General features: G+C 57.1%; 12 protein-coding genes and 3 pseudogenes. 11 read left to right on the top strand and 4 right to left on the bottom strand.

Features of this window, described 5'->3' with window-relative positions:
- The first annotated feature begins 48 nt into the window (after positions 1-48).
- The 4 genes and pseudogenes from N7E02_RS06230 (at position 49) to N7E02_RS06215 (ending at position 2,673) form a co-directional block, all read left to right on the top strand.
- Positions 49-903: a cytochrome b/b6 domain-containing protein gene (locus tag N7E02_RS06230; protein ID WP_286579098.1), complete on the top strand. Its 855-nt coding sequence runs from the start codon at positions 49-51 to the stop codon at positions 901-903.
- Positions 900-1,675: pseudogene (locus tag N7E02_RS06225) on the top strand (molybdopterin-binding protein). The gene N7E02_RS06230 and the pseudogene N7E02_RS06225 overlap by 4 nt, the downstream one beginning before the upstream one ends.
- 34 nt (positions 1,676-1,709) lie before the next feature.
- Positions 1,710-2,039 carry a hypothetical protein gene (locus N7E02_RS06220; protein WP_286578488.1) on the top strand — a complete coding sequence of 110 codons (330 nt, stop codon included), beginning with the start codon at positions 1,710-1,712 and terminating at the stop codon, positions 2,037-2,039.
- Positions 2,040-2,088: 49 nt separating this feature from the next.
- A complete protein-coding gene (locus N7E02_RS06215) occupies positions 2,089-2,673 on the top strand; it encodes a DUF308 domain-containing protein (protein ID WP_117195562.1) in 585 nt (194 codons plus the stop codon).
- Positions 2,674-2,913: 240 nt separating this feature from the next.
- Here N7E02_RS06215 and N7E02_RS06210 read toward each other — a convergent pair whose 3' ends face one another.
- Positions 2,914-3,777, bottom strand: coding sequence for a LysR family transcriptional regulator (locus N7E02_RS06210; protein WP_286578487.1), 864 nt, complete (start codon positions 3,775-3,777; stop codon positions 2,914-2,916).
- A 109-nt stretch (positions 3,778-3,886) separates the two neighbouring features.
- Here N7E02_RS06210 and N7E02_RS06205 point away from each other — a divergent pair, with 109 nt between their 5' ends.
- The 7 genes and pseudogenes from N7E02_RS06205 to N7E02_RS06175 all read left to right on the top strand — a co-directional run bounded on the left by N7E02_RS06205 (position 3,887) and on the right by N7E02_RS06175 (position 9,357).
- A complete protein-coding gene (locus tag N7E02_RS06205) occupies positions 3,887-4,711 on the top strand; it encodes an oxidoreductase (RefSeq protein ID WP_286578486.1) in 825 nt (274 codons plus the stop codon).
- A gap of 46 nt (positions 4,712-4,757) precedes the next feature.
- Positions 4,758-5,606: an alpha/beta fold hydrolase gene (locus N7E02_RS06200; RefSeq protein ID WP_286578485.1), complete on the top strand. Its 849-nt coding sequence runs from the start codon at positions 4,758-4,760 to the stop codon at positions 5,604-5,606.
- A 65-nt stretch (positions 5,607-5,671) separates the two neighbouring features.
- Positions 5,672-6,202, top strand: a complete 531-nt coding sequence (locus N7E02_RS06195) for a VOC family protein (RefSeq protein WP_286578484.1) — start codon at positions 5,672-5,674, stop codon at positions 6,200-6,202.
- Positions 6,203-6,372: 170 nt separating this feature from the next.
- Positions 6,373-6,932: pseudogene (locus N7E02_RS06190) on the top strand (L,D-transpeptidase); the annotation flags it as partial.
- A gap of 105 nt (positions 6,933-7,037) precedes the next feature.
- Positions 7,038-7,796 carry an alpha/beta fold hydrolase gene (locus tag N7E02_RS06185; RefSeq protein WP_286578483.1) on the top strand — a complete coding sequence of 253 codons (759 nt, stop codon included), beginning with the start codon at positions 7,038-7,040 and terminating at the stop codon, positions 7,794-7,796.
- Positions 7,797-8,181: 385 nt separating this feature from the next.
- Entirely contained in the window at positions 8,182-8,829 is a 648-nt protein-coding gene (locus N7E02_RS06180; RefSeq protein WP_034499637.1) for a LysE family translocator, read from the top strand.
- 87 nt (positions 8,830-8,916) lie between these two features.
- Positions 8,917-9,357 (top strand): RidA family protein, encoded by a 441-nt coding sequence (locus N7E02_RS06175; protein ID WP_286578482.1) that lies wholly within the window; start codon positions 8,917-8,919, stop codon positions 9,355-9,357.
- Between the two features lie 577 nt (positions 9,358-9,934).
- Here the strand turns inward: N7E02_RS06175 and N7E02_RS06170 are convergent.
- The 3 genes and pseudogenes from N7E02_RS06170 to N7E02_RS06160 all read right to left on the bottom strand — a co-directional run bounded on the left by N7E02_RS06170 (position 9,935) and on the right by N7E02_RS06160 (position 13,381).
- Positions 9,935-11,100: pseudogene (locus tag N7E02_RS06170) on the bottom strand (IS110 family RNA-guided transposase).
- A gap of 113 nt (positions 11,101-11,213) precedes the next feature.
- Positions 11,214-12,287, bottom strand: coding sequence for a Fic family protein (locus N7E02_RS06165; RefSeq protein WP_286578481.1), 1,074 nt, complete (start codon positions 12,285-12,287; stop codon positions 11,214-11,216).
- Positions 12,288-12,655: 368 nt separating this feature from the next.
- Positions 12,656-13,381, bottom strand: a complete 726-nt coding sequence (locus N7E02_RS06160; protein WP_286578480.1) for an SDR family NAD(P)-dependent oxidoreductase — start codon at positions 13,379-13,381, stop codon at positions 12,656-12,658.
- Positions 13,382-13,692 lie beyond the last annotated feature (311 nt).

Genomic DNA, 13,692 nt, shown 5'->3' with positions numbered 1-13,692 from the left:
TGCTGCGTGATCTGCAGCCATCATGTGCAACAGATGAAAGACGTTGAGATGGGCGCAGAAGTTTCCAATGATAATATACACTATCCCCGGACAGTCTTCATCCGACGCCACTCAATTGTCACACGGCTCACGCATTGGCTGAACGTGCTCTGCCTGAGCTTTCTTCTGTTGAGCGGGCTGCAGATATTCAACGCCCACCCAGAGCTTTATTGGGGTCATTATGGCGCGAACGGCGACCCCGCCGTTCTGACGATCGGCTCCGAAGACGATGCAGGCACCCCAAGCGGCTTCTTGCGTGTCGCAGGAGTACAAATTCCTACTACTGGCGTGCTTGGCGTTTCCAATGTTGATGGAGAGCAGACTGCGCGAGCTTTCCCGTCCTGGTCAACCATCCCCTCGTTTCAGGATCTGGCGGCTGGACGTCGCTGGCATTTCTTTTTCGCTTGGTTGCTTGTGATCAATGGCATCCTCTACCTGGGATTCAGCCTGCTGAGCGGACATTTCAGGCGAGACCTGGCGCCAATGGCGCATGAACTCTCACCTCGCCATCTCGGCCGTGAAATACTCGACCACGCTCGTCTTCGCTTCCCCGAAGGAGAGGAGGCTCGGCATTATAACACGCTTCAAAAGCTCACTTATCTGGCTGTCATTGTCGTCCTTCTCCCTCTCATGGTTTTGACAGGCCTGACCATGTCACCGGGCGTCGACGCCGCTCTTCCTGCCCTGGTCGATATCTTCGGCGGACGCCAATCGGCGCGTACCATCCATTTCATCACAGCGTCGGCGTTGGTCATCTTCGTCATCGTGCATGTGGCGATGGTCGTGTTGTCGGGGACCTGGAACAATATCCGTTCGATGATCACTGGACGTTACGCCATTCATGAGGAAGGACCGAACGCATGAGCAAGCTTTTCACCCGACGCCGCTTTCTCATCGGCGGCACGCTCGGCGCCAGTGCCTTGACCCTTTCCGGATGTGACCTGCTGGACCAGAACGCGGACATCGCCAATGTCCTTCGATCGGCCGAGGAACTGACCATGAAGGCCCAGAGGCTGCTTCAGGGGCGTAATGCCAGGGCACGCGAGTTCGATGAGAAGGATATCTCGCCATCCTTTCGCGTCAATGGAACGAGTGCTCCTGACAGTGAGGAATATGTGGAACTGCTGGAAGGCAAGTTTGCAAACTGGCGGCTGAAGATCGACGGTCTTGTCGATCGACCTCGGGAATTCTCTCTCGCCGATCTGAAGGCGCTTCCTCCCGCACTCAGATCACCCGCCATGACTGCGTGGAAGGCTGGAGTGCCATCGGCAAATGGACTGGCGTTCCGCTTGCCAGCCTGTTGGGTTTGACCGGGCTCAAGCCGACGGCGCGGTATGTCGTGCTGCATTGTGCCGACGAACTCGAAAAGACGCTCGATGGAAGCGGCCGCTACTACGAGAGCATCGATCTCATCGACGCGGTTCATCCGCAGACCATCCTTGCCTACCAGATGAACGGCCAAGATCTCAGCGTCGGCCATGGCGCCCCATTGCGTCTGAGGGTCGAGCGGCAGCTCGGTTACAAACAAGCGAAGTACATCATGCGGATTGAGCTGGTCGATAGCTTCGCTGGCCTATGGGGCGGCAACGGCGGTTATTGGGAAGACCGTGGCTACGAATGGTACGCCGGCATCTGAGGCGTTCACCCGGTTAATCAAAGGATCACGGTTCATGACTAGACGCAGAATTCAGGAAGTGATGCCGATTTCCGCGGTCGCGCCGTCACGACAGGTCGAGATCAACCAGACCAGTTCGATCCTCTCCGATCCTGACGGCAGATGGGTAGCAAAGCGCCAAGGGGCGATCAACGAGGCGTTCGAGAAGCGCATGCGCTTGCAGAGCGATCAGGACACTGATTTAGCGACTCCGGCGGACGAGGGCGCGCAGAACGTCGAGCACTTAGAGAAGCCAGCTGCAAAACTCTCGGGCGAAAGCGACCGAATTGGTCGATTTGAGTGGGCCGAGAATACCGCATTTGGAAAACAGGTCGGCTTCTTCTGACCAGTCTCATTTTACCAAATCTCATCATTCAAGAAAGTGGAAAAGAACAATGGCAAACAATCAGACCTCCCTTGGCGCGAGCGCCAACGAGCAATGGCTCAAGCAGTATTACTTCACCAGAGCCGCCTTCTCAGTGCTGTGGGTCGCGGCTGCATTGACTGCCGGACGGCATTCCTTTGCGGTGGCTGCCGCACTGCTGGTTGTTTATCCCGCTTGGGATGCGATCGCGAACGTCATCGATGCCGCCAGGAGCGGCGGTCTTGCCGCTAACCGTAGCCAAGCGATCAACGTCGCAGCGAGCTCTGTCATGACTCTTGCCGTGATCCTTGCGCTGACAATGAACATGAACTGGGTTCTCGGCGCCTTCGGTCTGTGGGCGATCTTTTCGGGGTTGTTGCAGCTTGGGGCTGCCGTGCGGCGCTGGAAGACGAGTGGAGGTCAGTGGGCAATGATTTTGAGCGGTGGACAATCCGCTGTGGCCGGCGCGCTGTTCATCTTTCAAGCGCAAATGCCGCAGGAGCCTTCTATCTCCACGGTCGCGGGATACGCTGGCGTCGGGGCATTCTATTTTCTGGTTTCGGCAATATCGCTGACAATAGCCCTGTCGCGTCGCAGCACGCATCCCGTCTCATAAGCTCTACCTGGTGCCAATGAAACCGCCTGGAAGGAGCTAAAATGATAAGCATCGCCAACGATATTGGCCTCAGTCAGAACTTCGTCGAAGGGCTGATGAGAATGATCGTGGGTGCTGTGGTGGAGCGGCACAGGGAGATTACGGCCGAGAAGCAAAGTGTCTGCCGGGCCTACCCCTACCGCAGCGGCGAATGTGGTCGGTCGGCAGGGAGAGTTACATATTCTTTGGTTCTTTGGCGGCTTACCATGCAGGGGCATTTGTGAGGTGGTTCGAGACGGTCGAGATAAACGCCCGAAGACGTTGAAGACGTCGCAGGTCTCGGTGATATCCCATCCAGATGTCTCGCGCCGGCGGAGGCTTGGGTGGTTCCAGTCTGCGGATACCCGGTATCTGATTGCCCACTACGAGGGGCAGGACGGCGATCCCAACGCCCTGCCGACACATGCGTCCCTGAACATTGCGGTTGTTCGATCGCAGGACGGGTCTCGCGTTCGGGAAGCTCTCGATGAGCCAGGCGATATCGGGGAACTGTCCGGTCGACGTATCGTGGGTGATCAGCCGGAAGCCGGTCCCGTCGCCATATTTCGGATCAGGTGACTCCTCGGCGATGTAGACGCCGTATTCGAGCCGGAAGAGCCGCCGCTGAATGACATCGGCAGTGTCGAACGGAACGATACGAAAGGCGACGTCGGCCTCTCTCTGTGCGAGGTTGAACAGGCGAGTACCGGTCAGGATCTCGACGTCTACATTGGGGTAGGCTTTGGAGAAATCTGCCAGGATGGGAGGCAGGACATAGGCTCCGAACCAGTCCGCTGACGAGACGCGGAGATTGCCTTTGAGGTTTTGCTCCTGCCCCGCGAGCCGGCGCTCCATGGCCAGCGCGCCTTCTTCCATCTGCTCTGCCAGAGCGATGATCCCATGGCCTTCCTCGGTCAGCACGAGACCGTCCGCGGTGCGTTGGAAGAGCGTGTGACCGATCGCCTCCTCAAGGGCACGCAGTCGTCTGCCGACGGTCGGATGGCTTGTATGAAGAGCACGCGCAGCGCCGCCGAGCGTGCCGGATCGCGCAATCGCAAGGAAGATCTTTACGTCACTCCATTCCATGGCCATACCCTTACAAAAATGAACATTGATAATACAAAACTGTCACTTCAAGTGCAAATATTAACGTCTAAGTTCAAGTCATCTTTCGAAAACAAGCGGAGACGTCATTATGAAAACATGGTTCATCACAGGCTGCTCGAGCGGCTTCGGCCAGCGGCTCGCGCTCGCTGCAGCGCAGCGAGGCGATCAGGTTGTCGCGACTGCTCGCAACGTCAAATCGATCGAAGAAATGGCTCGGCCATTCGATGGCCGCATGATCACCTTGCCGCTCGACGTGACGGATGTGGCGGCAGCCAAAGCCGCAGTCGCTAAGGCGGTCGAGACATTCGGCGGCTTTGATGTGCTTGTGAACAATGCCGGCTACGGACTGTTTGGCGCGCTCGAGGAAGGCACGCCCGAAGAATATCGACCAATGTTCGAGGTGAACGTTTTCGGTCTTATCGAAACCACCAGAGCAGCCTTGCCTGTCCTGCGACGTTCGCGCGGAACGATCGTCAACATGTCGTCTGGGGCAGGGATCGCGGGCAGCGGTGGCGCAGCATATTACAATGCCGCCAAGTTTGCGGTTGAAGGGGTTTCCGAAGCGCTCTCCGGTGAGCTGAAGCCATTCGGAATCCGCGTGCTGATTGTCGAGCCTGGACCTTTCCGTACTGAATTCCTCGGCCGGTCGATCACGATGGCGGCCAAGGAGATGCCGGAATACGTTGCGAGCTCGCGCAGGCATTATCGCGAAACCAACAACGGCAATCAGGCGGGTGATCCCGACAAGGCGGTCGCGGTGATCCTGAAGGCGGTCGATGCCGATGATGCCCCGCTTCATCTGCCGCTCGGCCCCGTCGCGCATTCGATCGCCGAGCGAAAGCTTGCCTCCTTCCGCAGCGATATCGACGCTTGGCGCGATATCTCGATCGCTACCGATTTCGACCAGCCCTGAGCTGGTCTTTAGCTCTGTTTGACATCAACATCGACGGGAAAGAGTTATGATCCCAACACTGGAAGGTTTTACCCAGCAACTGGTGCCGGTGAATGGCATCAAGATCAATGCCGTCACGGGCGGCTCAGGTCCCCCGATCCTTCTGCTTCACGGTTGGCCGGAAACCTGGTGGGAATGGCACCACGTCATGCCGCTGCTGGCCGAACATTTTAGCGTGGTGGCGATTGATCTACGCGGCGCTGGCTTTTCCGACTGCCCGCTTGACGGCTACGATAAGGCGACGATGGCGCGCGACGCGCATGAGGTCATGCTTTCCCTTGGGCATCAACGCTATGCCGTGTGTGGCCATGACATCGGCGGAATGGTCGCATTGCCGCAGGCCGCAATCTATCGAGATGCGGTTACCCACCTTGCCGTCCTCGATGTTCCGCTTCCTGGCTGGAGCCAATGGGAGGCGACGACGGCAATGATCTGGCACTTCGCGTTCCATGCCAATCGGGATCTGCCGGAGCGACTGATCTATGGCCGTGAGTACGATTATATCTCGGCCTTCATGGCGGAGCGGTTTTACGATCACAGCACCTTTAATCCTGAAGACATCGACATCTATGCGAAAGCCATGGCCCTCCCTGGCCGCACGCGCGGTGGCATGGAATGGTACCGCACACTGACCGCCGACCATACGGCCGCGCTGGAGTACAAAAAGCACCCGCTTGCGATACCCGTTTTAGGTCTCGGCGGGGAGCAGCGTTTTGGTGCTCATATGGTCCCGATGTTGAAGGAGTTCGCCACAGATGTGACGGGCGGCTCGATTGCCCGCTGCAGTCACTATGTGGCGGACGAGCGTCCGGATGAAGTGGCCGCTGCTCTCATCGATTTCCTCAAGGCCAAGTGAAACTCTGCGATCCGGGCAAATTGAGCCCGATCGCGTTCATCGATTCAACAAGAAAGGAGACTGTCATGACCGCACCTCAAATTCGCGGCGTCAACCACATCGGCATCACGGTGCCTGACATCGAAGCGGCAAAAACGTTCCTGGTGGAAGCTTTTGGCGGCCAGGTGATCTATCAATCCTTCGGGCCGCAGGATCCGGCCAGGCAGGGACCCGAGTTCGAGCTGGCCACTGGTGCTTACCCAGGAACCGTCGTGCGTGCGCAGGCGATGGTCAAGATCGGAATCGGACCTGACATCGAGCTTTTCGAAATGCACGGCCCCAAGCAAGCACAACCGGTTACACCGAGCGACTTCGGCATCACGCATTTTGGTGTCTATACCGACGACATCGATGCATCGGTAGAGCGCTTTGAGAACGCTGGCGGAACAGCCCTCACGGCACCACGGGCTATTCCCTACGCAACCGAAAAAGGTTCTGGAAACAAGGTCTGCTATTGCCGCACGCCGTGGGGCACGATGATTGAGTTTATCACCACGCCTGATCGCATGGCCTATCATGACCAGACGGATCTGCGCAGATGGCAGGACGAGGAATGAGCGTGAGCTTTGATACCTCGTTATCCCGCCGCAGCCTCCTGTCGCTTTCGGCGATGGCTGCGGCCTCGGCCCTAGCAGGGTGCGTCTCCACCGCCGGCACGGGCCGGATGGTGGGGCGACAGTCGACGGCTCTCCAGGATCCGATCGGCCCTGTCCACATCGCTCCTGCGCCGACAGATGCCGAACTGGCTGTCATGTACGGTCCTACCGAGGATGGCGGCTTTCTGATCCCGGCGGTTCCCTACAAGCAGATCGATCCGCGCTACTATCGCCAGCAGGTCCTCGACCCGACTGGCGAGGCGCCCGGCACGATCGTCGTCGACACCCCTCTCGCTTCCTCTATCTCGTCCAGCCGGGCGGGACCGCGATGCGCTATGGTGTCGGGATCGGGCGCGATGGCTTTGCCTGGCAGGGCAACGGCATCATTCAGTGGCGTCAGAAATGGCCGCGTTGGAAGCCGCCGAACGAGATGGTCGCCCGCCAGCCGGAATTGGCCAAATATTCGATCGAGAATGGCGGCATGGAGCCGGGCCTGAAAAATCCGCTCGGGGCGCGAGCGCTCTACATCTTCTCTGGCGGCCACGACACACTCTATCGTCTGCACGGCAATCCGCAATGGCGCTCGATTGGCAAGGCCGTTTCGTCCGGCTGTGTGCGCCTGCTCAACCAGGACATTATCGACCTCTATGAACGCGTGCCGATCAAGGCGCCAATTGTAGTCAAGCAGTAAGCGCAAGCGATCATGTCCATCCCTCCCTGGACCAGGAGAGACATGTCGTTCAGCGCTTTCAAAGCCTCCGCAATTCCACGCACAAAACTCAAGGAACTACCGACAATGTCCAACTTCAGTAAAGCGGCCGTTGGCCTCATTGCCGCGCTTTTGTCTTCTGCTGTCCTAACAGCCCCAGCCTTAGCGGACGTGCGCAACATCGTGCTTGTCCATGGCGCGCTCGTGGATGGTTCGGGCTGGCGCGGCGTTTATGACATCCTGACCCGCGACGGCTATCATGTCAGCATCGTCCAGCAGCCACTGACAAGCCTGGATCAGGACGTTGCAGCCACGAAGAGCGTGCTTGATCAGCAGGACGGGGACGTCGTTCTCGTCGGCCACAGCTATGGGGGCACGATCATCACGGCAGCAGGTGATGATCCCAAGGTCAAGGCACTTGTCTATGTTGCGGCACTGCAGCCCGAAAAGGGCGAAAGCACCGCACAACTGCTCCAATCGATGCCGTCACCCACCAACGATATCAAGCCGACAAAGGATGGCTTCCTGCTTATCGACCCGGCAAAGTTCGCAGCTGATTTCGGGGCGGATCTGCCCAAGGAAAAGGGCGAGTTTATGGCCCGGTCTCAGATGCCTGTCGCCATCGCGGCCACCAGTGCACCCGTGTCTATTGCCGCTTGGCACGATAAGCCCAGCTATGGGATTGTCGCCAAGAACGATAAGACCATCAACCCCGAACTGGAGCGCTGGATGTACAAGCGCGCCGGGTCAAGGGTGACAGAGGTAGAGGGCAGCCACGCCATTTATATAACGCAGGCGGCTGCAGTTGCAAAGGTGATCGAGGAGGCCGCGGAAGCTGTCGACTGACAGAAAAGGACCGCGGTAACTCTGCAAATTCACAAGCTGCGGCGTTTTGCGAGTTTGGACTCGTGCCTTGCTAGTGATGTGATCGCTGCATCGGATAAACGTTGTCATCAGAGGGTCCCCGCGATCCAACATCGAGCTTCGAAGCCTGGTGTCGTCGCGGGCCTTCAATGCAGATCGCCATGGAAGGTACAGCAGGAGCGCACTCCTTACGAATGTAGGATGGCTCAACTTCTCAACCTCGTTGAAACGGTGCTCTGCATATCTGTTGCCCGGGAGCACTGTACCCGATAACTCCGTCTCGACTCGAACTCCTTCGTATGATTCAGGCCGGAAAACGGTCGGATGCAGTACGCTCTAATTGTGCCCAAACCGCAAGGTCGTTGCCATGTCCATCCCTCTGCATCAATACCTCATATTTATCTCTATCGTTACCATGATCGTGGTGACACCGGGACCCAACCTGGCTTTGCTCCTAGCCAATTCGCCGAGCAACACGAAGCTGACCGGCTTCGGGATGGTATTCGGGTTCGCCGCAGCCATCGTTTCTCATGCCACGTTGGCACTTGTTGGAGTGGGGGCAGTGATCGCAGCGTCGGCAATCTTGTTCACAGTCATGAAACTGTTGGGTGCAGCCTATCTCATCTGGCTGGGGATCAAATCTCTCTTGTCGCTGCGCGGTTTGGATGCATCTGTCATAAATCCAAGCCGGGTTCCAATGAGCCTGACAGCTCCGAAAGCCTTCGTTCGCGGATATCTCAGCAATTTCCTCAATCCCAAACCGGCGATCTTTTACGTTGCGGTCTTCCCCCAATTCTTGGAGGGCCACCAACAGGAGGTGCTTGCAAATGGCGCCGCGCTTGCACTCACACATGCTCTGATCGCTGTAGGTTTTTACGGCGTAGTTGTCCTCCTTATCGGCAGCGTCACCGGTTTCCTCAATCGCCCGCACATCGCCAGAAGGATCAAAACAGTTTCCGGGGCGGCTTTGATTTTGCTAGGCGGTCGCTTGTTATTGGCAAAGAGCCCTGCCTGATCGTCTCAACCTAATCCGGGCGAAGGCGGCTTCAACACAACGACCTCATCGCATCAGTGCATTCACTTAGCTAATTTGGTTTAGCCGATGCGGACGAAGAAAGGATCATTAGTGAAACGCGAAATTATTGTGCCGCTGGCAATGAAGCCCATTGTGGAGCGGGCAGGCTATGCCCCTGCAGTACGCGTCGAAAACCTGGTTTTCTGCGCGGGGCAGGTTGGACGTGATGCCAACATGAATGTCATCAACGACCCAGAGAAGCAATTCGAGGCGTGTTGGGACAACTTAGCTACCGTTTTGTCAGCGGCAGGTTGCAGCTTCGAAGATGTTGTCGAAATGACTACGTACCATGTCGGATTGCAGCAGCACATGCATACATTTCGCAAGGTAAAGGACCGGATTTTCCCCCGCGGAACATGCGCGTGGACTTGCATTGGCGTCTCTGAACTTGCCCATCCCGGTCTTCTTGTGGAAATCAAAGTTGTGGCAGCTATACCTTCGCACCCGTTGGAATTGAGCGGCAGTTGATGCTCGCCGACGTCCAAGAGTGCTCAAATTGGACCGGACAGCTGGTGTAGAAGACGTAACAAAAACGACATAGTTGGTGGACGACCAGCCGCGGTTTGTATCGCTAATGGCGCGGCTGCGACAGGTTTGTATTCTCCCCATAATGTGCCTTGGTCGGCTGGAATTAGCGGTTCCATAATTAACGGTCACGCTCCAGCCTACGCTCCGCTTGCATGAAGCCATTAAACTTTCAATCGCTTGACGAACCAACGCGTGGGCAGATGGTTCGATTCCGCTCACATCAGGTTTTTTGTCAACGGTTCATTTTGTTGTCATCACAAAGCGTCCTTTTTTAGTGGATCCATGGTCTGAGCCCATCGCTTTACCGGCTCGCTATCGAGCCTGTACAACCTCACATACGGTCGCCGCTCCAAACGGCAGCACCAATTTCCCGCTTTCGCGGGCGCGGGCTCAGGAGAACGGGACCAATCTCAAGACCGGCTCTTAGCCAAACGGAATCCCGGTCCGTTCACCTGGATCCGTCAGGGCTGATCACACCCTGAGGATTTGAATTTTCGTATCACAGGCACTTCCCGCCTCAGGGAGTTTTCATGATTGCACCTTCGATGACGACGCCGGAGCTCACGTATTTCCACAGTGCAACGAGCAGCTTGCGAGCCAGTGCCACAATCATCGGCTTTTTCAAACGGCCGCCGTTTTGAGCGATACGCTTCTTAAACCAGCAAGATAGCGCCGACCTCGGTTGGTGCCGTAACCATAGCCATGCGAGCTCAACCATAGTGGCTCGCAGACGCGGATTTCCCGCCTTAGATACACCCTGATCGCGATTGACGTTCCCGCTTTGCCAAGGGGAGGGGCAAGTCCTGCGTACGACGCGATTTGGCGTCGGTTGTCGAAGTGCCGAAACAGGCCTTCGGTGTAAAGTATTGTAGCGAATTCCGGTCCAATCCCTCGGATGCCTAAAAGAGCGGTCGCTTCTTTCGGCGTCGCCGGCGTCTCCTGAACGATCAAGGCATCTCGCTCGGCTTCGACGGCCTTGATTTGTTTGAGTATCAGTTCGAGACGATCAAGTTCTCTGCAGACTTCGGCCTTCAGGTGCTTCGATACCGGACGCCCATCGCTAGTTCGAAGCTCGTCCAGGCGCTGACGGCGATCTCTATTTACTGGCTCGTAATCTCGGATGCCTTGGGTGAAGAGCAGACCCTTTATGCGATTGACGTGAAAGACGCGCTCGGCAATCAGAGTTTTTCGCTCCCGCCCAATCCGTCGGTTGTCCTCTTCCTCGGCTGAGAGAAGTTTCACCATTGAGCATGCACGAGGCTCGCCACGTTTCCATGTCATCAATGCACGGATCAACGTTTCGCCGTCAATACGATCAGTTTTCGCCCGACGATGTCGACGCGGCATGGCGATCGATGCAGCTTCTACGATGTGGCTTTCAATCCAGTCTTGCTTGCTCAGCACTCGCCCCAGCCAGAAACCATCCAGTCCGGCTTCCTAAATTACGACCAATGGGTACAGTCTGTCCTTCCGCCGTTTGGCTTTCTGGCGAAGCGCTTCAAAGCATGCGAACAGGCTAACGATGTCACCGCCCTCGATGGTGTGGCGGGACATCTTCTCGCTACAAGGGGATAGGGCTGTCACCAGCCAGGTTGACTTGCTCAGTTCCAACGAGACGAAAATTGCGCCAAGATCGACTAGAGTAGCGGTCTGTGCTTGAGATTGATCTGCTGTCATCGGCATGGTTGGCCTCCAGAGAGTTTTCTAGCAACCTCACTCTGCCACGGAGCAGGCCGCTACTCACCCCTGATGGGATCTCAAGGCGCCCCATTCAGATGGGCTTGACACCCCCTTCATTAGGAAAGACCGTACCAGGCGCCGCGGCCGGCACCGTGCAGGACGAGGTGCCCTTGATCCACGAGTGCCTTGAGATGATCCTTAATGGTGTGACGGCTTGCATCGGTGATCCGTGCAGCCTCCGCGACCGTGATCCGCCCGTGCTCGCGCGCCAACTCGAGTAATGTAACGGACAATTCCGGCATGTCGGCGAGGATAATACGCTCGCGCTCCATTTTCTTCTCAAGCCGCGTCTTCTGCCGATGCAGGGCTCTCAAGAAGAACTCGATCCAGGGATTCCAGTCGGGCTCGGCGCTGCGGATCGTTCCCTGGGTGCGCCGAAGCGAGATGTAATAGCTCTCCTTGCTTTGTTCGATGATGCTTTCGAGCGAGCTGTAGGGCACGTAAGCGTAGCCCGCCCGCAGGAGCAACAAGGTGGTCAGAATACGCGATAGGCGGCCATTGCCATCCTGGAATGGATGGATTTCGAGGAAAACGACAACGAAGATCGCGACAACCAAAAGTGGATGGAGCCGCTTTTCTCGCCCTTGATCATCCAGCCAGGCGATCAGTTCTTCCATTCGACGCGGCGTATCGAACGGCGATGCCGTTTCGAAAACTATGCCGAGGCTCTCGCCCTGTTCGTTAAACGCTTCCACGTTGTTGGAGAGGGTTTTGTAGGCGCCGCGATGCCGCTCGTCCTTTGTCGAATGCGCAAGAAGGTCGCGGTGGAGCTGCCGGATGTGATTCTCGGTGAACGAAATAGCTTCGTAAGCACTGAAGATGGTCTCCATCACCTCCGCATAGCCGGCAACCTCTTGCTCGTCGCGTGTCGTAAACAACCCCAGGCGAATGTTTGCCAGCAGCTTTTCGACCTCTCGATCGGTGAGGCGTGCCCCTTCGATACGGGTGGAGGAACCGACGCTTTCGATCGTGGCGACACGCCGGAGGCCGGACAGCCGCTCAGGCGCAATCCGGCCGATCGCACGCCAAGCACCCTTGAATTCGTCGATTTCGGCAATCAGCGACAGGATTTCAGGCGTGATCCGTACGGTCGCCGTATTTAGAAATTCCATTTGCTCATCCATTCCCATCCAATTTCTGAGGCGCTGTCATGCACTATTTATCCATCCATTTCCATCCAATTTTCGCGAGAGAGTTCGTCAGATCTGTCAGTCGTGACCTGGAGGACTGGCCATTCCTCAATCGAGCGGATCCAGACTTTTGCAGCGAGACGAGAGACGATGTACGAGGACGACAGCTATCAGCAACTCGAGAGGCCCCTCCAATGTCATTGGCAAGGCACTGGCGACCGAGGACGAGGATTTCTAAGTCTCTGACGTCTCTAGCAGTTTGGACGAGATCGACGCGGAACAACCGCGGGGCCGTAGGTTCGACCCCGCTCAAGAGCTTGAGGCTAGTCTTTGATGCTCCCCGCCTTGCGCGGCCCTTTCGCAGGCATTTACGTCATGTACCTGCCGGCATCGACGTGGATGGTTTGGCCCGTCAGATATTCGGTCTCTATGATCATCCGTGTCGCTGGCCAAAGTTCTTCAGCACGCCCCATGCGGCCTAAGGGCAGATTTTCCGTGGGGCCGACGTCGATTGCATTGGCCATTCTGCTCTCGATCAGAGCGGGCGCTATGGCATTCGCCGTGATCCGGTGCGGCCGGAGGGCGCTGGCATAGGCGTGCATCAAACTCTCCACCCCGCCTTTCGACGCGGCATAGGCGGCGGAAAGCCCGCCGCCGGTACGGGCGGCGGCCGACGACATGAATATAAGTCGGCCACCATCCCGGGTCATATGCGGCCATGCAGCTTGTGAGACCAAAAACGCGCTCGTCAGGTTAGCATTAAGCGTCTTTTGGAAAAGCGCGAGATCGAGGCGGTCGATAGGGCAGACTTCGCCGATACCAGCGTTGTTGATCACGCAATCGATACGGCCGAAGTGGGCGAGGGTCTCGTTGATCAGGCGTTGGACATCATCCGCGATGCTGACATCCGCTCGAATGCCGATACTATCTTTCAGCCCAGATATCAAATGCTCGGCCTCGTCACTCTCAGACCGATAGTTCGCAACCACCAAGTGACCCTCAGCGGCTGCGGCCTTTGCCAACGCAGCACCGATGCCGCGGCCGGCGCCCGTAATCAGAATGACTTTAGCGAATGGGTTGTGGGAACGCTGCATGATCGCCTACCATTTTGCGTTGGAGAACTATTCTCGATAATGTTTTGGGGTCAGCTGGTCGGGTTTCCAGTGCAGAATGAGCGCCATGCAGGTCGATTTTAGGGCTTTCTGATCTGATCCTGGCTGAATCAAGCGTTGAAGCCGCGGACATCGTGCCGATCCGATTGTCTGCGGTCGTCACCAGATGGCAGATGGTCTGATGCGACGAGGCCTCGCGTCGTATTCTCTCCGTCAGATGCCTATCCAAGGCGGTCAATTGCTGGATGTTGTTCCATGGGCTTTGCCTACCACCGGCTGAGGCAACAGTAACA

This window comes from Terrirhizobium terrae (genome assembly GCF_030323265.1).
In the GTDB taxonomy this organism is placed as follows: Bacteria; Pseudomonadota; Alphaproteobacteria; order Rhizobiales; family Rhizobiaceae; genus Neorhizobium.
Note: the sequence above shows the minus strand (reverse complement) of the source record. Positions and strands in the feature narration are given on the sequence as shown.